Origin of the sequence: Clavibacter michiganensis (genome assembly GCF_016907085.1) — a bacterium.
GTDB lineage: Bacteria > Actinomycetota > Actinomycetes > Actinomycetales > Microbacteriaceae > Clavibacter > Clavibacter michiganensis_O.
The window spans coordinates 850,638-871,493 of the sequence record NZ_JAFBBJ010000001.1 but is presented as its reverse complement, the minus strand read 5'-3'; the positions used below and the strand labels follow the sequence as shown (position 1 = coordinate 871,493).

Below are 20,856 nucleotides of genomic sequence, written 5' to 3'. Positions count from 1 at the left end.
CGTCCGGCGTGCCCGCGGCCGAGGCTGCCGCGGGCGCGGTGAGGTCCGGCTCCGCCGACGCGCGCCCGCCCGTCGTGCGCGTCATGGTCGACTCCCCGCTGCCGCAGCTCGACCGCCTGTTCGACTACGCCGTGCCCGAGGCGCTGCGCGCGACGTGCGTGCCCGGCGTCCGCGTGCGCGTGCCGCTGCGCTCGGCCGGCCGGGTCGCCGACGGCTACGTCGTCGAGGTCGGTGACGGCGGGGGCTACGACGGCGCGCTCAGCGAGGTCGAGCAGGTCGTGTCGCCGCTGCCCGTGCTGCGGCCGGAGATCTGGACGCTCGCGCGGGAGGTCGCCGACCGCCAGGCCGGGACCGTGTCCGACGTGATCCGGCTCGCTGTGCCACCACGCCAGGTGCGCGTGGAGAAGGCCCACCTCGCGGCCCTGGCGTCCACGGCCGCGGAGTCCGCGTCGGAGGACGCGGATGGGACGGCGTCGGACGCCGATGCCCCCGCGACTGCCGTCGTCGCCGATCCCGCCGATCCCGCGGCTCCCGCCGTCGACGCCGCCGCGCTCCCGCCGATCGACGGCTACGCGCCCGGCACGCTCGACGCGGCGGTCGACGGATCCGGGCGCGTGGCCGTCGACGCGATCCCCGAGGTCGTCGAGCTGCCCGGCGGCGTCTGGGCGGGCCGCTGGGCCGTGACGCTCGCGCAGGCCGCCGCGCGCGTGCTCGCGTCGGGCCGCAGCAGCGTCCTCGTGGTGCCCGACTACCGCGACCAGGACCAGCTGGAGGCGGCCCTCGCCGCGCACGCCCCCGACGGATCCGTCCTGCGCACCGATGCGCGCCAGTCCGGCCCCGACCGCTACCGCTCCTTCCTCGCGGGCCTCGGCGACGCGCCCCGGATCGTCGTCGGCAACCGCTCGGCCGTCTACGCGCCCGCGCCGCGCCTCGGCCTGATCGCCATGTGGGACGAGGGGGATCCGCTGCACGCCGAGCCGCTCAGCCCGTACGCGCACGCCCGTGACGTCGCCCTCCTCCGCAGCCGCCAGCAGGGCACGGCGCTCGTGCTGCTCGCGCACTCCCGGAGCACGGAGGTCGAGCGCCTCGTCGCGATCGGCTACCTCACGAGCGTCGCGCCCGAGAAGAACCGCACCCCGCGAGTGATCCCGACCACCTCGCAGACGGGCGACGAGGGGTTCGCCCGGCAGGCCAGGATCCCGTCCGGCGCCTGGCGCGCGGCCAAGGACGCCGTCGAGCACGGGCCGGTCCTCATCCAGGTCGCGCGCCCCGGATACGCGCCGCTCGTCGCCTGCCGCGCCTGCCGCCAGGCCGCCCGCTGCACCGTCTGCACGGGCCCGCTCGGCATGTCCACCGCCACGAGCACGCCCACGTGCGGCTGGTGCGGGCACCTCGCGGGCGACTGGCGCTGCGCCAACTGCGGATCCGACGAGCTGCGGCTCGTCACCATCGGCGCCGGCCGCACCGCGGAGGAGCTCGGCCGCGCCTTCCCCGGCGTGCAGGTGGTGCTGGCCGACGGCGAGCGCCACGTGCAGGAGGTCGACGCGGAGTCGCGGCTGGTCGTCGCCACGCGCGGGGCCGAGCCCGTCGCCGCCGGCGGCTACCGCGCGATCCTGCTGCTCGACGGCGAGCGGATGCTCGCGCGCGAGAGCCTGCGCGTGGGGGAGGACGTGCTCCGCCAGTGGTCCAACGCCGCCGCCCTCGCCGCGCCGCGCGCCCCCGTGATGCTCGTCGGCGTCGGCGGCCAGGTCGCGCGCGCCCTCGCCACCTGGCAGCAGCCGCGCTACGCGCGCGAGGAGCTGCTCGAGCGCCGGGCCCTGCGCTTCCCGCCCGCCGTGCGCGCCGCGAGCGTCGAGGGACTGCCGGACGCCGTCGGACAGGCGGTCGAGCGGCTCGGCGGGATCGAGGGCGTCGACGTCCTCGGCCCGGTGCCCACCGAGCAGGGCCGCGTGCGCGCCATCGTCCGCCTCGACTACGCGAGCGGACCGGACGCGGCGCGGGAGCTCCGCGCGGCCGTCGTCCGCAACGCCTCGAGCCGCCGCAAGCCCGTCGCGGGCCGCACCGGGTTCCGGCCCACGGTCCCGCTCCGTGTACGGTTCGACGACACGGGGCTGTTCTGATCCGCGGCCGCCGCCCGGCCCGCGTGCCTCGTCGCGTCGCCCCGGCACGCGCCTCCACCGCACGACCCGACCACCCGCACGCCGTCCCCGGGAGGACTCCGCAATGAGACTCGTCTTCGCCGGCACGCCCCTCGCCGCCGTGCCCTCGCTCCGACTGCTCGCCACATCCGGCCACGAGGTCGCCCTCGTCGTCACGCGCGCCGACGCCCCGCTCGGCCGGAAGCGCGTGCTCACCCCGTCGCCCGTCGCCGCCGAGGCCGAGCGCCTCGGGATCCCGACCCTCCGCGTGAACCGCCTCGACGACGAGGCGACCGCCCGCATCGCCGCGGTCGCGGCCGACCTCGGCGTCATCGTCGCGTACGGCGGCCTCGTCCGCGAGCCGCTCCTCTCCACGCCCGCCCAGGGCTGGATCAACCTGCACTTCTCCCTGCTGCCCCGGTGGCGCGGCGCCGCGCCCGTCCAGCGGTCGATCATGGCGGGCGAGCGCGTCACGGGCGCGAGCGTCTTCCAGCTCGAGCGCGGCATGGACACCGGTCCCGTCTTCGCGATGGAGGAGCGGCCCACGGGCGACCACGAGACAGCGGGCCACGTGCTCGACGCGCTCGCGGTCCAGGGCGCCGATCTCCTCGCGCGCACGGTCGACGCGATCGCCGCCGGGACCGCGGTCGCGCGCCCGCAGGAGGGCGAGCCCACGCTCGCGCCGAAGACGTCGATCGAGGACGGCCGCGTCGACTGGGCGCGTCCGGCCGGCGAGGTGCTGGCCCGGATCCGCGGGGTCACGCCCGAGCCCGGTGCGCACACGTCCGTGGACGACGTGCGCCTCAAGATCCACCGCGCCGCCGCCCTCCGCGACGCCGCGCCGCTCGCGCCCGGCGCGATCGCCGCCGTCGACGGCCGCGTCGCCGTCGGCACCGCCAGCCACCCCGTCGAGCTCATCCAGGTGCAGCCCGCGGGCAAGAACCCCATGCCCGCCGCGGACTGGTGGCGCGGCGTCACGGACAAGGACGTCATCGCACGATGAGCGAGAGCACAAGGCGCCCCGCCGCGGACTGGTGGCGCGGCGTCACGAGGAAGGACGTCACCGCACGATGAGCGACAGCACCGGATCCCCCGCCCGCCGACCGGGCGGACGCCGTCCCGCGGGAGGCGACCGCCGTCGCCCCGCCGATCGCGCCGACGTCGGCGGGCCCGCGTCCGTCAGCCCCGCGCGCCGCGTCGCCTACGAGGTCGTCAGCGCGGTCCGCGAGTCGGACGCGTACGCGAACCTCCTGCTGCCCGTCAAGATCCGGCGCGCGGCCCTCACCGCCCAGGACGCGGCGCTCGCCACGGAGCTGACCTACGGCACGCTCCGCATGTCCGGCTACTACGACCGCGTCGTCGAGCTGGCCGCCGGCCGTCCCGTCACCGCGATCGACGCCCCGATCCTCGACGTGCTCCGCCTCTCGGTCCACCAGCTCCTCAGCATGCGCGTGGCCACGCACGCCGCCGTCAACGAGGGCGTCGACATGGCGCGCGCGGTCGGATCCCGCTCCGCCACGGGCTTCGTCAACGGCGTCCTCCGCACCATCACGCGCACGGAGCCAGCCGAGTGGCGCCAGCGCGTGCTCGACAGCGCCGCGAGCGACGACGAGCGCCTCGCGCTCGAGCACTCCCACCCGCTCTGGGTGCTGCGCGCGCTCCGCCAGGCGCTCGCCCGCGAGGGCCGCGCCGACGAGCTCGAGGACCTGCTGCGCGCCGACAACGCCGCGCCCGCCGTCAGCCTCGTCGCGCTCCCGGGCCTCGCGACGGTCGAGGAGACCGGCGAGCAGCCGGCCGCGTTCTCGCCCGTCGGCGCCTACCTCGAGGGCGGCGACCCGATGGACGCGCCCGGCGTCGCCGAGGGCCGCGTCCGCGTGCAGGACGAGGGCTCCCAGCTCGCCGCCCTCGCGCTCAGCCGCGCCCGCGCCGTCACGCCCGGCGAGCGCTGGCTCGACCTGTGCGCGGGCCCCGGCGGCAAGGCCGCGCTCCTCGCCGCGGAGGCCGGCCGCTCCGGCGCCCTGCTCACCGCCAACGAGCTCGTCCCCGCGCGCGCCGGGCTCGTCCGCGACGCCCTCCGCGCCGTCCCCGGCGACACCGAGGTGTGGGAGCTCGACGGCACGACCGTGGGGGAGGAGCACCCGGGCGCCTTCGACCGGATCCTGCTCGACGCGCCGTGCAGCGGCCTCGGCGCCCTCCGCCGCCGGCCCGAGGCGCGCTGGCGGAAGACGCCGCGCGACGTCGCGGGCCTCGGCGCGCTGCAGGCCGGCCTCATCGACTCCGCGATCGGCGCGCTCGCGCCCGGCGGGATCCTCGCCTACGTCACGTGCTCGCCGCACCTCGCCGAGACCCGCGCCATCGTGCAGGCGGCGCTCCAGCGCCACGCGGACGTGACCGCGCTCGACACGGCCGCGGTGCTGCAGGAGGTGGCCGACGGCGACCTCGAGCTGCCGGCGGCCGACCCCGACGCCGCGACCCGCGGATCCAGCGTGCAGCTCTGGCCGCACCGGCACGGCACCGACGCCATGTTCATCGCCCTGCTGACCCGCCGGTAGGGTCGGGAGCATGCCCGTCCGCATCGAACCGAGCATCCTGTCCGCCGACTTCGCGAACCTGGAGCGCGAGATCCAGCGCCTCGCCACCGCCGACCTCGTGCACGTCGACATCATGGACAACCACTTCGTGCCGAACCTCACGTTCGGCCTGCCGATGGTCGAGCGCCTCCAGCAGGTGACCCCGGTCCCGCTCGACATCCACCTGATGATCGACGACGTCGACCGCTGGGCCCCCGGCTACGCGGAGGCCGGCGCCGCGAGCGTCACCTTCCACGCCGAGGCCACGCGCGAGCCCGTCGCCCTCGCGCGGCGCCTCCGGGAGATCGGCGCGCGCGCCGGCATCGCGCTGAAGCCCGGCACGCCCGTCGACGACTACCTCGACCTCCTCCACGAGTTCGACCAGGTGCTCGTGATGACGGTCGAGCCCGGCTTCGGCGGCCAGTCCTTCATGCCCGAGACCATGCCGAAGCTGCGCGCCCTCCGCTCCCGCCTCCGCGAGTCCGGCCACGACGTGTGGCTCCAGGTCGACGGCGGCATCGACGTCGAGACCATCGGCCGCGCGGCCGAGGCCGGCGCCGACACGTTCGTCTCCGGATCCGGCGTCTTCCGCGGCGGCGACCCCGAGGCGGCCATCGCCGAGCTGCGCCGGGCCGCCGAGGCGCACACGCACGCGCACTGACGGGAGGCGCGCGCGGATCTGCTTGACTGGATCCATGACCGACACCACGAAGCCCGAGGTCGAGCCCGTCGACGGCCCGGCCCCCGCAGAGCTCACCATCTCCGACATCACCGTGGGCGACGGCCCCGAGGCCCAGCCCGGCGACACGGTCGACGTGCACTACCTCGGCGTCGACTTCGAGTCCGGCGAGGAGTTCGACTCCTCCTGGAGCCGCGGCCAGTCCGTGCGCTTCCCGCTCCGCAGCCTCATCGCCGGCTGGCAGCAGGGCATCCCCGGCATGAAGGTCGGCGGACGCCGCCAGCTCGTCGTCCCGCCGGAGCTCGCCTACGGCCCCGCGGGCGGCGGCCACCGCCTCTCCGGCCGCACGCTGATCTTCGTGATCGACCTGCAGGGCGTCGGCTAGCGCCTCGCCCACCGCACGACCAGCACGACACCGGGAGGCCGGGAGCGCAGCGCTCCCGGCCTCCCGTCGTCGTGCCGGGGGCATCGCGCGCGCCTGTACCCTGGAGCACGTGAAGACCTTCGATGACCTGTTCGGCGAGCTGACCCGGATCGCCGCCGAGCGGCCCGAGGGGTCCGGCACCGTCCGCGAGCTCGACGGCGGCGTGCACGCGATCGGCAAGAAGGTCGTCGAGGAGGCCGCCGAGGTCTGGATGGCGTCGGAGTACGAGTCCGACGACCGCACGGCCGAGGAGATCTCGCAGCTGCTGTACCACGTGCAGGTCATGATGATCGCGCGCGGCCTCACCCTGGAGGACGTCGGCCGACATCTGTGACGCGCCCCGTCACCCGCGTCGTCCCCTCCATCGGAAGAAGTGATCCCCATGCTCCGTGTCGCCGTGCCCAACAAGGGCTCGCTCGCCGAGACCGCCGCCCAGATGCTCGCCGAGGCCGGGTACGCCGGCCGTCGTGATCCCAAGGAGCTCTACGTCCTCGACGCGCGCAACGACGTCGAGTTCTTCTACCTCCGTCCGCGCGACATCGCGACCTACGTCGGATCCGGCGCGCTCGACGTCGGCATCACCGGCCGTGACCTCCTCATCGACTCCGCGTCGGACGCCACCGAGACCGCGGAGCTCGGCTTCGCGGGATCCACGTTCCGCTTCGCCGGCCCCGTCGGCCGCTTCGCCGACCTGGCCGACCTGGCCGGCGTCCGCATCGCCACCAGCTACCCCGTCCTCGTCGGCGGCTTCCTCCGCGAGCACGGCGTCGAGGCGCAGCTCATCCGCCTCGACGGCGCGGTCGAGTCCGCCATCCAGCTGGGCGTCGCCGACGCCATCGCCGACGTGGTGGAGACGGGCACGACGCTGCGGAAGGCCGGGCTCGAGATCTTCGGCCCCGTGATCCTCCGCTCCACCGCCGTCCTCATCTCCGGCGCAGAGGAGAAGCCGGGCGCCGCCACGCTGCTGCGCCGCCTCGAGGGAGTCCTCGTCGCGCGCCGCTACGTGCTCATGGACTACGACGTGCCGCTCGACCTGCTCGACGCCGCCACGGCCATCACGCCGGGCATCGAGTCGCCCACCATCTCGCCGCTGCAGGACCCCGCGTGGGTCGCGGTGCGCTCGATGGTGCCGCGCGACGACACGAACCAGATCATGGACCGCCTGCACGAGGTGGGCGCGCGCGCCATCCTCGTCAGCCCCATCCACGCCGCCCGGATCTGACCGTGGCACCCGCTGGATCCGTCGCCGAGCCCGCCGCGCAGCTCGCCGTCCGCGTCATCCCCTGCCTCGACGTGGCCGCCGGGCGCGTCGTCAAGGGCGTCAACTTCCTCGACCTGCAGGACGCGGGCGATCCCGTCGAGCTCGCGCGCCTCTACTACGAGCAGGGCGCCGACGAGCTCACCTTCCTCGACGTCACGGCCACGGTCGAGGACCGCTCGACGATGTACGACGTCGTGAGCGCCACCGCCGAGCAGGTCTTCATCCCGCTGACGGTGGGCGGGGGAGTGCGCAGCGCCGACGACGTCGCGCGCCTGCTCGCGAGCGGCGCCGACAAGATCGGCGTCAACAGCGCGGCCATCGCGCGCCCCGACCTCGTCGGTGAGATCGCCGACCGGTTCGGCGCGCAGGTCTGCGTGCTCTCGCTCGACGTGACGCGCGGCGACACGGCGTCCGGCTTCGTCGTCACCACCCACGGCGGACGCACGCGCACGACCATCGACGCGGTCGCCTGGGCCCGCGAGGCCGTCGAGCGCGGCGCGGGCGAGCTGCTCGTCAACTCCATCGACGCCGACGGGACGCGCGACGGCTTCGACCTCGAGCTCGTGGCCGCCATGCGCGCCGCGAGCCGCGTGCCCGTCATCGCCTCGGGCGGCGCGGGCGAGCTCGACCACTTCGCGCCCGCGATCGAGGCCGGCGCCGACGCCGTGCTCGCCGCGAGCGTCTTCCACTCCCGCCGGTTCACGATCGGCGACGTCAAGGGCGCCCTCCACGACGCCGGTCAGGTGGTCCGACGATGAGCGCAGCAGCGTCCGTCCCCGACGTCGACGGCATCCTCGCGCGCGCGTCCTTCGCCGACGACGGGCTCCTGCCCGCCGTGATCCAGCAGCACGACACGCGCGAGGTGCTCATGCTCGGCTACATGGACCGCGAGGCCCTCCGCCGCACGCTCACCACGGGCCGCGTCACCTTCTGGTCGCGCTCCCGGAGCGAGTACTGGCGGAAGGGCGACACGTCGGGACACGGCCAGTACGTCCGCGACGCGGCCCTCGACTGCGACGGCGACACGGTCCTCGTCCAGGTCGACCAGGTAGGAGTGGCCTGCCACACCGGCACGCGCACCTGCTTCGACGCCGATCACCTCCACCCCGTCACGGGCGCGCGCCCGGCCGCCGACGAAGGGCCCACCCCATGAGCGAGTCCCCGCGCCCCGCCGCGCCGTCCGTCCCCGCACCCGGCACCACCACGCGGGAGGCGTTCGGCACCCTGGCCGCCGACCACCGCGTGATCCCCGTGCTCCGCGAGGTCTTCGCGGACGGCGAGACGCCCGTCGGCGTGCACCGCAAGCTCACCGCCGGCCGCCCGGGCAGCTTCCTGCTCGAGTCCGCCGGCCAGGGCGGCATCTGGACGCGCTTCTCGTTCGTCGGCGTCTCGTCGTTCGGCGTCCTCACCCAGCAGGGCGACTCCGCGCGCTGGCTCGACTACGGGATGGACGCGCGCCGCGCCCTCGGCGACGACGCTCCCGACGGCCCGCTCGCCGCCCTCGCGGCGCTCTACGCGCGCTGGGAGACGCCGCGCATCCCGGGCCTCCCGCCCCTCACCGGCGGCCTGGTCGGCTTCATCGGCTGGGAGGCCGTGCGGCAGATCGAGCGTCTGCCCGACCGCCCGCCGGCCGAGGTGCCCGTACCTGGCCAGGCGCTCAGCTTCGTCTCCGAGCTCGCGGTGCTCGACCACCGCCGCGGCACCGTCACGCTCGTCGCGACCGCCCTCAACGACGGCGTGGACGACGCGGACGCCATGTGGGCCGGCGCGCAGGCGCGCCTCGACCGCATGCAGGCCGACCTCGCCCGTCCGTCCGAGACCTTCCTCGCGGAGGTCGACCTCCAGGCGCAGCCGTCCGCGACGCTCCGCACCGAGCCCGCCGACTTCCACGAGGCCATCGCCCGCAGCAAGCACCACATCCACGAGGGCGACGTCTTCCAGGTCGTCGTCTCGCAGCGGTTCGACCAGCCGACCACGGCCGAGCCGATCGACGTCTACCGCATCCTGCGCGTGCTCAACCCGAGCCCGTACATGTACCTGCTCACCCTCGAGGACGCGGACGGGAAGCCGTACTCCATCGTCGGGTCCTCGCCCGAGGCGCTCGTCACCGTCACCGACGACCACGTCTACATGCACCCCATCGCGGGATCCCGCCCGCGCGGCGCGACCGTGGAGGAGGACGTGGCGCACGAGGAGTCGCTCCTCGCCGACCCGAAGGAGCGCGCCGAGCACCTCATGCTGGTGGACCTCGCGCGCAACGACATGCTGAAGGCGTGCGCCCCGGGATCCGTCGAGGTCACCGAGTTCATGCGCGTCGAGCGCTTCAGCCACATCATGCACCTCGTCAGCTCGGTCGAGGGCACGCTGCGGCCCGGCGTCTCGAGCATCGACGTCTTCCGGGCCACCTTCCCGGCCGGCACGCTCTCGGGGGCGCCCAAGCCGCGGGCGCTGCAGATCATCGACGAGCTCGAGCCCGCCCAGCGCGGCGTGTACGGGGGAGTGGTGGGCTACTTCGACTTCGCGGGCGACGCCGACCTCGCCATCGCGATCCGCACGGCCACCATCGTCGACGGCATCGCGCACGTGCAGGCCGGCGGTGGCATGGTCGCCGACTCCGACCCGGACGCCGAGTACCTCGAGTCGCAGAACAAGGCCGCCGCGCCGCTCCGCGCGGTCGCCGTCGCCGAGGCCATGCGGCGCGTGCGCTGATGCGCGTCACCCGCCGCACGAAGTCCCTCGCCCTCCTGCTCGTCCTCGCCACGAGCGCCGCCACCTTCCTCGGCTGGTCGCAGGACTGGTCGACGCTCCGCATCGGCGGCCAGGCCCCCGCGCTCGTGCCCGTCGCGGGCAGCGTCGCCGCCCCCGCCCTCAGCGCCCTCGCGCTGTCGAGCCTCGCCCTCGCCGGCGCGCTCGCCATCGCGGGGCGCGTGCTGCGCGTGGTGCTCGGGATCCTGCAGGCGCTCATCGGCGTGACGGTGGCGATCACGGCCTTCGCCGCGACCGCGGGGCCCGTCCAGGCGGGCGAGGCCGCGGTCACGACCGCCACGGGCGTCGCGGGCTCGTCGGCCGTGGCGGCGCTCGTCGACGGATGGAGCACGACCCCCTGGGGTCCGGTCACGCTGGTCGCGGGCATCGCGTCCGCGCTCACGGGCCTCTTCGTGGCGGTCACCGGGCCGCGCTGGCCCACCCGCCGGTCCCGGTACGACGCGCCCGACCAGGCGCCCGCCCGCGGGATCGTCCCGCGCGAGGATCCCGTGGCCGCCTGGGACAGCCTGAGCGGAGGCGCGGATCCCACCCGCCGCGAGGCCGGCGACGCGGACGAGGCCCCGGCAGGCACAGCCACGTGAGGGTCGACTGACGTCCCCGCCCACCCTCCCCAAGCCGACGGCCGCGCCGACGCCGACCGGTAGACTCGACCCGTCCCTTTCGCACGAACCCCGAGGAGCACGCATGTCCACAGAGTCCGCAGAACCCGGCCACGGCAACTCGCCGGCGGCCTGGACGGCTGTCGTCATCATGCTCGTCGCGTTCACCGTCGGCACCATCGCCTTCTGGTTCGCCATCGAACCCGTCGTGTGGGCCTCCGCCGTGCTCGCCATCCTCGGCTGGATCACCGGCGGCGTCATGAAGAAGCTGGGCTTCGGCGTCGGCGGGCACCGCACCGTCACCCACGCGAAGGCGCACTCCTAGATGCTGGGCGACCTCCTCGCCGGCGCCCTCGAGGACGCGGCCGCACGTCGCGAGACCCGTCCCCTCGCCCAGGTCGAGGCCGACGCGCTCGCGCGTCCCGCGGCCCTCGACGCGCTGAGCGCCCTCGCGCCGGCCGACCGCGTGAAGATCATCGCCGAGGTCAAGCGCTCGAGCCCGTCGCGCGGCGCCCTCGCCGAGATCCCCGATCCCGCGCTCCTCGCGTCCCGCTACGAGACGGGCGGCGCCAGCGCCATCAGCGTCCTCACCGAGGGCCGCAAGTTCCGCGGCTCGCTGCAGGACCTCGAGCAGGTGCGCGACACCGTCTCCATCCCCGTGCTCCGCAAGGACTTCATCGGCGAGCCGTACCAGGTGCTGGAGGCGCGCGCCTCGGGCGCCGACCTCGTCCTCCTCATCGTCGCCGCGCTCGACCAGAAGACGCTCGTCGAGCTGCACGCGCTCGTGGGCGAGCTCGGCATGACCGCGCTCGTCGAGACGCACTCGGCCGAGGAGGTGTCCCGCGCGCTCGACCTCGGCGCGCAGGTGGTCGGCGTCAACGCCCGCAACCTCACCACCTTCGAGCTCGACCGCGACCTCTTCGGATCGCTCGCCGACTCCATCCCCGCGGGCGTCGTGCGCATCGCGGAGTCCGCGGTGAAGACCGCCGACGACGTGGCGCACTACCGCCGCGCGGGCGCCGACGTCGTCCTGGTGGGCGAGGCGCTCGTCACGGGCGACCCCGTCCGCACGCTCGGCGAGTTCCTGGACATCCGCGCATGACCGACCTGCGCAGCGTGACCGGCCCGTACTTCGGTGACTTCGGCGGGCGCTACGTCCCGGAGTCGCTCGTCGCCGCCCTCGACGAGCTGTCGGCGGCGTGGGACGAGCTCAAGGTGGACCCCGCGTTCATCGAGGAGCTGAAGGAGCTGCACCGCAGCTACACGGGTCGTCCGTCGCTCATCACGGAAGTGCCGCGGTTCGCCGAGCACGCCGGAGGCGCGCGCATCATCCTCAAGCGCGAGGACCTCAACCACACCGGTTCGCACAAGATCAACAACGTGCTCGGCCAGGCGCTGCTCACCAAGAAGATCGGCAAGAAGCGCATCATCGCCGAGACGGGCGCGGGCCAGCACGGCGTCGCGACCGCCACGGCGGCCGCGCTCTTCGGCCTCGACTGCGTCATCTACATGGGCGAGGTCGACACCGAGCGCCAGGCGCTCAACGTCGCGCGGATGCGCCTGCTGGGCGCCGAGGTCATCCCGGTCCGCTCGGGATCGCGCACGCTCAAGGACGCCATCAACGACGCCATGCGCGACTGGGTCACCAACGTCGAGACCACGAACTACGTGTTCGGCACGGTCGCGGGCCCGCACCCGTTCCCCGCCATGGTGCGCGACCTGCAGAAGGTCATCGGCGAGGAGGCCCGCGAGCAGGTCCTCGCGCTCACCGGGCGCCTGCCCGACGCCGTCGCCGCGTGCGTGGGCGGCGGATCCAACGCCATCGGCATCTTCCACGCGTTCCTCGACGACGCCGACGTGGCCCTCTACGGCTTCGAGGCCGGCGGCGACGGCGCGGACACCCCGCGCACCGCCGCCACCATCACCAAGGGCCGGCCCGGCATGCTGCACGGCGCGCGCAGCTACCTCCTCCAGGACGAGGACGGCCAGACCATCGACTCGCACTCGATCTCCGCCGGCCTCGACTACCCGGGCGTCGGCCCGGAGCACTCCTGGCTGTCGGACCTCGGCCGCGCGTCCTACCGTCCCGTCACGGACGACCAGGCCATGAGCGCGCTCCGCCTGCTCAGCCGCACCGAGGGCATCATCCCGGCCATCGAGTCGGCGCACGCCCTCGCCGGCGCGCTCGAGCTGGGGAAGGAGCTGGGCCCGGAGTCGATCATCCTGGTCAACCTCAGCGGCCGCGGCGACAAGGACATGGAGACCGCGGGGAAGTACTTCGACCTCATCGACGCCGGGGCGGAGCAGTCGTGACCGCGGCAGCGCACGCCGCCGCACCCACCGGCAGCCCCGTCGAGCGCACCATCGCGCTTCGTCGGGAGCAGGGGTCGGGTGCCCTCGTCGGCTACCTCCCCGTCGGCTTCCCGGACGTCGCCACGAGCATCGAGGCCGCCGTCGCGCTCGTCGAGAACGGCGTCGACGTCATCGAGCTCGGCCTGCCGTACAGCGACCCCGTCATGGACGGCCCCGTCATCCAGCGCGCCACCCAGACCGCGCTCGCGCAGGGCTTCCGCCTCCGTGACGGCTTCGACGCGCTCCACGCGATCACCCAGCGCGTCGACGCCCCCGTGCTCCTCATGACCTACTGGAACCCCGTCGTGCAGTACGGCGTCGAGCGCTTCGCCGACGACATCGTCGCCGCGGGCGGCGCCGGGCTCATCACGCCCGACCTCATCCCGGACGAGGGCGCCGACTGGCTCGCCGCGTCCGAGCGCACGGGCCTCGACCGCGTGTTCCTCGCGGCCCCGTCGTCCAGCGAGGCCCGGCTGCACCAGGCGGTCGAGCGCAGCCGCGGATTCGTCTACGCGGTCTCCACCATGGGGATCACGGGCGCACGCCAGGACGTCGACCAGGCCGCGCGCGGGCTCGTCTCGCGCCTGCGCGACGCCGGCTCCACGAGCGCCTGCGTGGGCATCGGCATCTCCACCGGCGACCAGGTGCGCGAGGTGCTCGACTACGCCGACGGCGCCATCGTCGGATCCGCCCTCGTGGCGGCCCTCGCCGACGGCGGCGTGCCCGGCGTCGCCCGCGCCGCGGCCGATCTCGCGCGGGGAACCGCGCTACAGTAGCCCCCGGCCCGCGGTCCCGCCGCGCCCGCCGAATCCCCTGCGAAAGTGAGCGCCATCCGTTGTTCGACCCGATGAGCATCCCCAGCCCGGATCCGTCCGACACCCGGTTCGACGTCACGGCGTGGCTCCAGGGCTTCGGCATCGACCTGCCGCTCACCTTCGTCATCCACGCGTACGCCGTGTGCATCCTCGTCGGCATCCTCATCGCGGCGTTCCTCACCAACCGCCGCCTCGTGGCGCGTGGCGTCGAGTCCGGCACGGTCATCGACTTCACGCTGTGCGCGCTCGTCCTCGGCATCGTCGGCGCCCGCGCGTTCCACGTGCTCACGCACCCCGGCGACTACTTCTACGAGGGCGCGAACCTGTGGCGCGTGCTCTACGTGTGGGAGGGCGGCATCGCCATCTTCGGCGCCCTCATCGGCGGCGCCGTGGGCGTGTGGCTCGGCTCCAAGTGGACGGGCGTGCGCTTCTGGACGTTCGCCGACGCGCTGGCCCCCGGCCTCCTCATCGCGCAGGCCGCCGGCCGCATGGGCAACTACTTCAACCAGGAGCTGTTCGGCACGCCCACCACGCTGCCGTGGGGCCTCGAGGTCGACCCGACCAACGCCGCGTTCCCCGCCGGCCTCCCCGCCGGCACTCTCTTCCACCCCACGTTCCTCTACGAGATCGTGTGGAACGTCGCGGGCGCCCTCGTCATCATCGCGCTTGGCCGCGCCGTCCGACTGCAGTGGGGTCGCGGCCTCGCCGTGTACCTCATGTGGTACGGCCTCGGGCGCATGGTCTTCGAGTCCATCCGCATCGACCCCAGCGAGATCTTCTTCGGCGTCCGCACCAACGTCTGGGCGGCGTTCCTCGCCGTCGCGCTCGGCTTCGTGCTCTTCCTCGTGCAGACCCGGCGCCACGTCGGCAGCGAGCCGAGCCCGTACCTTCCCGGCCGCACCCCGGAGGACGTAAGCGCCCGCGCGAAGTCGGGTCGCGACGGCGAGGTAGCATCGGTGTACACGGATTCGGATTTCGCCGACGTCGACGACGATCGGGCATCCACCGGTTCGGACTCCCACGCTCTCCCCGCCACAAGCGGACGCGGCGCCTAGTCCCCAGCGCGGGCACCCCCGCGGTCACCGCCTGCTCCTCCCGCGAGGCGGTCCCCACCACAGGGCCAGCGACGTCCCTCCGCAGTGCATCTAGGACGGTTCCCATGGCGTTCTCCTCCACCTCCCCTCCCGGCGGCTCGTTCCCCGCGAAGCAGGGCCTGTACGACCCGGCGTTCGAGAAGGACGCGTGCGGCCTGGCCATGGTGGCCACCCTGCGCGGCACCCCGGGTCACGACATCATCGTCAACGCGCTCGACGCGCTGCGGAACCTCGAGCACCGCGGCGCCATCGGCTCCGACGCGGGAACGGGCGACGGCGCCGGCATCATGACGCAGATCCCCGACGAGTTCCTGCGCGGGGTCGTCGGCTTCGAGCTGCCGCCCATGGGGGAGTACGCCGTCGGCATGGCGTTCCTGCCGACGGACGACGCCGAGCGCGAGGAGCTGCAGGCCGGCATCGAGCGGCTCGCGGGCGAGGAGCGCCTGCGCGTCCTCGGCTGGCGCGAGGTGCCGGTGGGCCCGTCCCACCTCGGCAACCTGGCCCGGAAGGCCATGCCCGCCTTCCGCCAGCTGTTCCTCGCCTCCGACGCCGCGCAGCCGTCCGACCGCCCGTCGGGGCTCGCCCTCGACCGCCTGGCCTTCCGCCTGCGCAAGCGCGCGGAGCGGGAGCTCGGCGCGTACTTCATCTCGCTCTCCTCGCGCACCCTCGTCTACAAGGGCATGGTCACCACGCTCCAGCTGGAGCCGTTCTACCCCGACCTCTCCGACGAGCGCTTCGCCTCGAAGCTCGCCATCGTGCACTCGCGGTACTCCACCAACACGTTCCCCTCGTGGCCGCTCGCGCAGCCGCTGCGGATGATGGCGCACAACGGCGAGATCAACACGGTCGCGGGCAACCGCAACTGGATGCGCGCGCGCCAGTCCCAGCTCGAGTCGGAGCTGCTCGGCGACCTCGCGCCGCTGATGCCGATCGTCACCCCGGGTGCGAGCGACTCCGCCTCCTTCGACGAGGTCCTCGAGCTCCTCAGCCTCAGCGGTCGCAGCCTGCCGCACGCGATGATGATGATGGTCCCCGAGGCGTGGGAGAAGCAGACGGACATCGACCCCGTCCGCCGCGACTTCTACGAGTACCACTCCATGGTCATGGAGCCGTGGGACGGCCCGGCCGCCCTCACCTTCACCGACGGCACGCTCGTCGGCGCGACGCTCGACCGCAACGGCCTGCGGCCCGGCCGCTACCTCGTCACGCACGATGGCCTCGTGGTGCTCGGCAGCGAGATCGGCGTGCTCGAGATCGACCCCGCGCGCATCATGCGCAAGGGCCGCCTGCGCCCCGGGAAGATGTTCCTCGTCGACACCGAGGCCGGCCGCATCATCGAGGACGACGAGATCAAGTCCGAGCTCGCCGCCAGCGCGCCCTGGGGCGAGTGGCTCCGGAACCGCATCCACCTGGCCGACCTGCCGGAGCGCGAGCACGTCGTGCACACGCCCGCGTCCGTCGTCCGCCGCCAGCGCACCTTCGGCTACACGGAGGAGGAGGTGCGGATGCTCCTCATGCCCATGGCGAAGGTCGGTGCCGAGCCCCTGGGCGCCATGGGGTCGGACACGCCCATCGCCGTGCTCTCGCAGCGCCCGCGCCTGCTGTTCGACTACTTCACGCAGCAGTTCGCGCAGGTCACGAACCCGCCGCTCGACTCCATCCGCGAGGAGGTCGTCACCAGCCTGCGTCTCGGCCTCGGTCCGCAGCGCAACCTCCTCGACGCCGGGCCCGAGCACACCAAGCAGGTCGTGCTGGACTTCCCCGTCATCGACAACGACGAGCTCGCGAAGGTCATCCACATCGACCACCGGCCGGGCAGCCGCACCACCACCATCGTGAGCGGCCTCTACCGCGTCGACGACGGTCCGCTCGCCATGCAGAAGCGCATCGACGCCATGTGCGACGAGGTCGACCGCGCCATCGCGCACGGCGCGCAGTTCATCGTGCTGTCGGACCGCGACTCGAACCGCGACCTCGCGCCCATCCCGTCGCTCCTCATGATCGCGGCCGTGCACCACCACCTCATCCGCAAGCAGACGCGCATGAAGGTCGGCATCGTGGTCGAGGCCGGCGACGTGCGCGAGGTGCACCACATCGCGCTGCTCATCGGCTACGGCGCCTCGGCGGTCAACCCGTACCTGGCGATGGAGTCCTGCGAGGACCTCGTCCGCAGCGGGATGCTCACGGGCGTGACGCCGGAGAAGGCGACGCGGAACCTCATCAAGGGCCTCGGCAAGGGCGTGCTGAAGATCATGTCCAAGATGGGCATCTCGACGGTGTCCTCGTACGCCGGCGCCCAGTGCTTCGAGGCCGTCGGCCTCTCGCAGGGGCTCGTGGACCAGTACTTCTCGGGCACCACGACGCGCCTCGGCGGCGTCGGCATCGACGTCATCGCGGCCGAGAACGCCGCGCGTCACCGCAGCGCCTACCCGACCGACGGCGCCGTGCTCTCGCACGAGCGCCTGCAGACGGGCGGCGAGTACCAGTGGCGTCGCGACGGATCCCCGCACCTGTTCAACCCGGACACGATCTTCCGGCTGCAGCACGCCACGCGCACGCGCCGGTACGACATCTTCCGCGAGTACACGTCCATGGTCGACGCGCAGTCGAAGGACCTGATGACCCTCCGCGGCATGTTCCGGCTGCGGACGGGCACGCGCCCGCCCGTGCCGCTCGACGAGGTCGAGCCCATCAGCGACATCGTGAAGCGCTTCTCCACGGGCGCGATGAGCTACGGCTCCATCTCCGAGGAGGCGCACGAGACGCTCGCCATCGCGATGAACCGGCTGGGAGCCAAGTCGAACACGGGCGAGGGCGGCGAGAACGTGGAGCGCCTGCTCGACCCCGAGCGTCGCAGCTCCATCAAGCAGGTCGCGTCCGGGCGCTTCGGCGTCACGAGCATGTACCTCACGCACGCCGACGACATCCAGATCAAGCTCGCGCAGGGCGCCAAGCCCGGCGAGGGCGGCCAGCTGCCGCCCGGCAAGGTCTACCCGTGGGTGGCGCGCACGCGCCACGCGACCGCGGGCGTCGGCCTCATCTCGCCGCCGCCGCACCACGACATCTACTCGATCGAGGACCTCAAGCAGCTGATCTTCGACCTCAAGCGCGCGAACCCCTCCGCCCGGATCCACACGAAGCTCGTCAGCCAGTCGGGCATCGGCGCGGTGGCCGCGGGCGTCGCGAAGGCGCTGAGCGACGTGATCCTCGTCTCGGGCCACGACGGCGGAACGGGCGCGAGCCCGGTCAACTCGCTCAAGCACGCGGGCACGCCGTGGGAGCTCGGCCTCGCGGAGACGCAGCAGACCCTCCGCCTCAACGGCATGCGCGACCGCGTGGTCGTGCAGGTCGACGGGCAGATGAAGTCCGGCCGCGACGTCATCGTCGGCGCGCTGCTCGGCGCCGAGGAGTTCGGCTTCGCCACCGCGCCGCTCGTCGTGTCGGGCTGCATCATGATGCGCGTCTGCCACCTCGACACCTGCCCCGTCGGCGTCGCCACGCAGAACCCGGAGCTGCGCAAGCGCTTCCCCGGCAAGGCGGACCACGTCGTCAACTTCTTCGAGTTCATCGCGCAGGAGGTGCGCGAGCACCTGGCCGCCCTCGGCTACCGCTCGCTCGACGAGATCGTGGGCCGCAACGACCTGCTCGGCGTCGAGGACGCGGTCGACCACTGGAAGGCGTCCGGGCTCGACCTCACGCCGATCCTGGTCGGCCCCACCTTCGCGGACGACGAGCCGATGAAGCACGCCCGGTCGCAGGACCACGAGCTCGAGGCCCACTTCGACAACGAGCTCATCCGCCTCAGCCGCGACGTGCTCGACCACGGCGGGCGGGTCGAGATCGACCTGCCCGTGCGGAACACGGCGCGCGCGGTCGGCACGATGCTCGGCCACCTCGTCACGAAGGCGCACGGCGAGGACGGGCTGCCGACGGGATCCATCGACGTCACGCTCCGTGGCTCCGCCGGCCAGTCCTTCGGCGCGTTCATGCCGTCGGGCATCACGCTGCGCCTCGTCGGGGACAGCAACGACTACCTCGGCAAGGGCCTCTCGGGCGGCGACATCGTCGTGCGGCCCGACGAGAAGGCCGGCTTCCCCGCCGAGGAGAACGTCATCGCGGGCAACGTCATCGGCTACGGGGCGACGCAGGGCACCATGTTCATCCGCGGCATGGTGGGGGAGCGGTTCCTCGTCCGCAACTCCGGCGCGACCGCGGTCGTCGAGGCCGTGGGCGACCACGCGCTGGAGTACATGACCGGCGGGCTCGCGCTCGTGCTCGGCGGCACCGGCCGGAACATCGGCGCGGGCATGTCGGGCGGCACGGCGTACGTGATCGACCTCGACCGCGACCGCATCAACACCGACGCCCTCGCATCGGGCGAGCTCGAGCTGCACCCGCTCGGGAGCGCCGACGCCGAGATCGTGCTCGACCTCCTCCGCCGGCACCTCGCCGAGACCGGATCCACCGTGGCCGAGCGCCTGCTCGCCGAGCCGGAGACCTCCATGGAACGCTTCACCAAGATCCTGCCGCGGGACTACGCGGCCGTCCTCGCCACCCGCCAGACCGCGGTGGACGAGGGCCTCGACCCCGACGGCGACGTCGCCTGGAAGCGCATCCTGGAGGTGACCGGTGGCTGACCCCAAGGGCTTCCTCAAGGTGACGGAGCGCGAGCTCCCCAAGCGCCGACCCGTCTCGGTGCGGCTCATGGACTGGAAGGAGGTGTACGAGCAGCAGGAGCGCGGCGAGCTCGTGCGCCAGGCCGGCCGGTGCATGGACTGCGGCATCCCGTTCTGCCACCAGGGCTGCCCGCTCGGCAACCTCATCCCGGAGTGGAACGACCTCACGTGGCGCGGCGAGGGCCGCCAGGCCATCGAGCGCCTGCACGCGACGAACAACTTCCCGGAGTTCACGGGTCGGCTGTGCCCCGCGCCCTGCGAGAGCTCGTGCGTGCTCGGCATCAACCAGCCGCCGGTGACGATCAAGCAGGTCGAGGTGTCGATCATCGACGACGCCTTCCAGAACGGCTGGGTCGAGCCGCATCCGCCCGAGCGCCTCACGGGCAAGACCGTGGCGGTCGTGGGATCCGGCCCCGCCGGCCTCGCCGCCGCCCAGCAGCTCACGCGGGCTGGCCACACGGTCGCGGTGTTCGAGCGCGACGACCGCATCGGCGGCCTGCTGCGGTACGGGATCCCCGACTTCAAGATGGAGAAGCGCCACCTCGAGGCGCGCCTCGCGCAGATGACCGCCGAGGGCACCCGCTTCCGCGCGGGCGTCGACATCGGCAAGGACATCACCTGGTCCGACCTGCGCCTGCGCTACGACGCGGTCGTGGTCTGCACGGGCGCGCTCGTGCCGCGCGACCTCGACATCCCGGGCCGCGACGTCGACGGCGTGCACTTCGCCATGGACTACCTGCGCCAGTCGAACCACGCGACGGCCGGCGACCAGGTGCCCGAGCAGATCCACGCGGAGGGCAAGCACGTCGTCGTCCTCGGCGGCGGCGACACGGGCGCGGACTGCATCGGCACCGCGCACCGCCAGAAGGCGGCCTCGGTCACCAACCTCGCCATCGGCCAGCAGCCGCCGTCGGAGCGTCGCCCCGACCAGCCGTGGCCGACGTACCCGACCCTCTTCGAGGTGTCGAGCGCGCACGAGGAGGGCGGCGAGCGCCAGTACCTCGCCACCACGGTCGAGTTCCTGAAGGACGACGACGGGCACGTCCGCGCCGTCCGGGTCGCCGAGACCGAGTTCCGCGACGGCCGCCGCGTGCCGAAGTCGGGCACCGAGCGCGAGATCCCCGCCGACCTCGTGCTCCTCGCGCTCGGTTTCACGGGCCCCGAGAAGGCGGCCCTCGAGAGCCAGCTGGAGGTCCCCTTCGACGAGGGCGGCAACGTCGCGCGCGGCGAGGACTACCAGACCGACCAGGCCGGCGTCTTCGTCGCGGGCGACGCGGGCCGCGGCCAGTCGCTCATCGTGTGGGCGATCGCGGAGGGACGTTCAGCGGCCTCCGCCGTCGACCGGTACCTTGAGGGGGACACGGAGCTCCCGTTCCCGGTCCGTCCCACGGACCGCGCTCTCTCCATCTGACCCGGACGCCGCCCTCGGCGCGCGACCGCGACCACTCACCCGAACCGCGTCCGTGTGCGACGCAGAAACGC

At 73.6% G+C, this 20,856-nt stretch carries 18 protein-coding genes; all 18 read left to right on the top strand.

Features of this window, described 5'->3' with window-relative positions; genetic code table 11:
• Positions 1 to 8 precede the first annotated feature (8 nt).
• The 18 genes from JOE38_RS03965 (at position 9) to JOE38_RS03880 (ending at position 20,785) form a co-directional block, all read left to right on the top strand.
• Positions 9 to 2,120 carry a primosomal protein N' gene (locus JOE38_RS03965; protein ID WP_374191153.1) on the top strand — a complete coding sequence of 704 codons (2,112 nt, stop codon included), beginning with the start codon at positions 9 to 11 and terminating at the stop codon, positions 2,118 to 2,120.
• A gap of 103 nt (positions 2,121 to 2,223) precedes the next feature.
• Positions 2,224 to 3,141 (top strand): methionyl-tRNA formyltransferase, encoded by a 918-nt coding sequence (gene fmt, locus JOE38_RS03960; protein ID WP_204574949.1) that lies wholly within the window; start codon positions 2,224 to 2,226, stop codon positions 3,139 to 3,141.
• A gap of 67 nt (positions 3,142 to 3,208) precedes the next feature.
• Complete coding sequence (locus JOE38_RS03955; RefSeq protein WP_204574948.1) at positions 3,209 to 4,690, top strand: RsmB/NOP family class I SAM-dependent RNA methyltransferase; 1,482 nt, start codon at positions 3,209 to 3,211, stop codon at positions 4,688 to 4,690.
• A gap of 10 nt (positions 4,691 to 4,700) precedes the next feature.
• Positions 4,701 to 5,369: a ribulose-phosphate 3-epimerase gene (rpe, locus tag JOE38_RS03950; RefSeq protein WP_194666699.1), complete on the top strand. Its 669-nt coding sequence runs from the start codon at positions 4,701 to 4,703 to the stop codon at positions 5,367 to 5,369.
• Positions 5,370 to 5,403: 34 nt separating this feature from the next.
• Positions 5,404 to 5,772 (top strand): FKBP-type peptidyl-prolyl cis-trans isomerase, encoded by a 369-nt coding sequence (locus JOE38_RS03945; RefSeq protein WP_012038460.1) that lies wholly within the window; start codon positions 5,404 to 5,406, stop codon positions 5,770 to 5,772.
• A 109-nt stretch (positions 5,773 to 5,881) separates the two neighbouring features.
• A complete protein-coding gene (locus JOE38_RS03940; protein ID WP_043586624.1) occupies positions 5,882 to 6,145 on the top strand; it encodes a phosphoribosyl-ATP diphosphatase in 264 nt (87 codons plus the stop codon).
• 48 nt (positions 6,146 to 6,193) lie between these two features.
• Complete coding sequence (hisG, locus tag JOE38_RS03935; RefSeq protein ID WP_086522439.1) at positions 6,194 to 7,033, top strand: ATP phosphoribosyltransferase; 840 nt, start codon at positions 6,194 to 6,196, stop codon at positions 7,031 to 7,033.
• Between the two features lie 2 nt (positions 7,034 to 7,035).
• Positions 7,036 to 7,830 carry an imidazole glycerol phosphate synthase subunit HisF gene (gene hisF / locus JOE38_RS03930; protein ID WP_204574947.1) on the top strand — a complete coding sequence of 265 codons (795 nt, stop codon included), beginning with the start codon at positions 7,036 to 7,038 and terminating at the stop codon, positions 7,828 to 7,830.
• The gene (gene hisI / locus JOE38_RS03925) at positions 7,827 to 8,225 is read left to right on the top strand and encodes a phosphoribosyl-AMP cyclohydrolase (protein ID WP_204574946.1); all 399 of its coding nucleotides are present in this window, start codon (positions 7,827 to 7,829) and stop codon (positions 8,223 to 8,225) included. Before hisF ends, hisI begins: the two co-directional genes overlap by 4 nt.
• On the top strand, positions 8,222 to 9,781 hold the full coding sequence (locus JOE38_RS03920; RefSeq protein WP_204574945.1) for an anthranilate synthase component I: 1,560 nt from the start codon (positions 8,222 to 8,224) through the stop codon (positions 9,779 to 9,781). Before hisI ends, JOE38_RS03920 begins: the two co-directional genes overlap by 4 nt.
• On the top strand, positions 9,781 to 10,419 hold the full coding sequence (locus JOE38_RS03915; RefSeq protein ID WP_204574944.1) for a Trp biosynthesis-associated membrane protein: 639 nt from the start codon (positions 9,781 to 9,783) through the stop codon (positions 10,417 to 10,419). The genes JOE38_RS03920 and JOE38_RS03915 overlap by 1 nt, the downstream gene beginning before the upstream one ends.
• Before the next feature lie 103 nt (positions 10,420 to 10,522).
• On the top strand, positions 10,523 to 10,762 hold the full coding sequence (locus tag JOE38_RS03910; protein WP_015490434.1) for a DUF6704 family protein: 240 nt from the start codon (positions 10,523 to 10,525) through the stop codon (positions 10,760 to 10,762).
• Positions 10,763 to 11,539 (top strand): indole-3-glycerol phosphate synthase TrpC, encoded by a 777-nt coding sequence (trpC, locus tag JOE38_RS03905; RefSeq protein ID WP_204574943.1) that lies wholly within the window; start codon positions 10,763 to 10,765, stop codon positions 11,537 to 11,539.
• Positions 11,536 to 12,750, top strand: coding sequence for a tryptophan synthase subunit beta (trpB, locus tag JOE38_RS03900; protein ID WP_204574942.1), 1,215 nt, complete (start codon positions 11,536 to 11,538; stop codon positions 12,748 to 12,750). The genes trpC and trpB overlap by 4 nt, the downstream gene beginning before the upstream one ends.
• On the top strand, positions 12,747 to 13,565 hold the full coding sequence (gene trpA / locus JOE38_RS03895; protein ID WP_086513568.1) for a tryptophan synthase subunit alpha: 819 nt from the start codon (positions 12,747 to 12,749) through the stop codon (positions 13,563 to 13,565). Before trpB ends, trpA begins: the two co-directional genes overlap by 4 nt.
• 71 nt (positions 13,566 to 13,636) lie before the next feature.
• Complete coding sequence (lgt, locus tag JOE38_RS03890) at positions 13,637 to 14,659, top strand: prolipoprotein diacylglyceryl transferase (RefSeq protein WP_204574941.1); 1,023 nt, start codon at positions 13,637 to 13,639, stop codon at positions 14,657 to 14,659.
• Between the two features lie 104 nt (positions 14,660 to 14,763).
• Positions 14,764 to 19,335, top strand: a complete 4,572-nt coding sequence (gltB, locus tag JOE38_RS03885) for a glutamate synthase large subunit (protein WP_204574940.1) — start codon at positions 14,764 to 14,766, stop codon at positions 19,333 to 19,335.
• Positions 19,328 to 20,785 (top strand): glutamate synthase subunit beta, encoded by a 1,458-nt coding sequence (locus tag JOE38_RS03880; RefSeq protein ID WP_204574939.1) that lies wholly within the window; start codon positions 19,328 to 19,330, stop codon positions 20,783 to 20,785. Before gltB ends, JOE38_RS03880 begins: the two co-directional genes overlap by 8 nt.
• Positions 20,786 to 20,856: the final 71 nt, after the last annotated feature.

Excerpts from the sequence above, each read along its gene's own strand:
- fmt (WP_204574949.1), top strand. The coding sequence starts at position 2,224 with ATGAGACTCGTCTTCGCCGGCACGCCCCTCGCCGCCGTGCCCTCGCTC.
- JOE38_RS03955 (WP_204574948.1), top strand. The coding sequence starts at position 3,209 with ATGAGCGACAGCACCGGATCCCCCGCCCGCCGACCGGGCGGACGCCGT.
- rpe (WP_194666699.1), top strand. The coding sequence starts at position 4,701 with ATGCCCGTCCGCATCGAACCGAGCATCCTGTCCGCCGACTTCGCGAAC.
- JOE38_RS03945 (WP_012038460.1), top strand. The coding sequence starts at position 5,404 with ATGACCGACACCACGAAGCCCGAGGTCGAGCCCGTCGACGGCCCGGCC.
- hisG (WP_086522439.1), top strand. The coding sequence starts at position 6,194 with ATGCTCCGTGTCGCCGTGCCCAACAAGGGCTCGCTCGCCGAGACCGCC.
- hisI (WP_204574946.1), top strand. The coding sequence starts at position 7,827 with ATGAGCGCAGCAGCGTCCGTCCCCGACGTCGACGGCATCCTCGCGCGC.
- JOE38_RS03920 (WP_204574945.1), top strand. The coding sequence starts at position 8,222 with ATGAGCGAGTCCCCGCGCCCCGCCGCGCCGTCCGTCCCCGCACCCGGC.
- JOE38_RS03915 (WP_204574944.1), top strand. The coding sequence starts at position 9,781 with ATGCGCGTCACCCGCCGCACGAAGTCCCTCGCCCTCCTGCTCGTCCTC.
- JOE38_RS03910 (WP_015490434.1), top strand. The coding sequence starts at position 10,523 with ATGTCCACAGAGTCCGCAGAACCCGGCCACGGCAACTCGCCGGCGGCC.
- trpC (WP_204574943.1), top strand. The coding sequence starts at position 10,763 with ATGCTGGGCGACCTCCTCGCCGGCGCCCTCGAGGACGCGGCCGCACGT.
- trpB (WP_204574942.1), top strand. The coding sequence starts at position 11,536 with ATGACCGACCTGCGCAGCGTGACCGGCCCGTACTTCGGTGACTTCGGC.
- lgt (WP_204574941.1), top strand. The coding sequence starts at position 13,637 with ATGAGCATCCCCAGCCCGGATCCGTCCGACACCCGGTTCGACGTCACG.
- gltB (WP_204574940.1), top strand. The coding sequence starts at position 14,764 with ATGGCGTTCTCCTCCACCTCCCCTCCCGGCGGCTCGTTCCCCGCGAAG.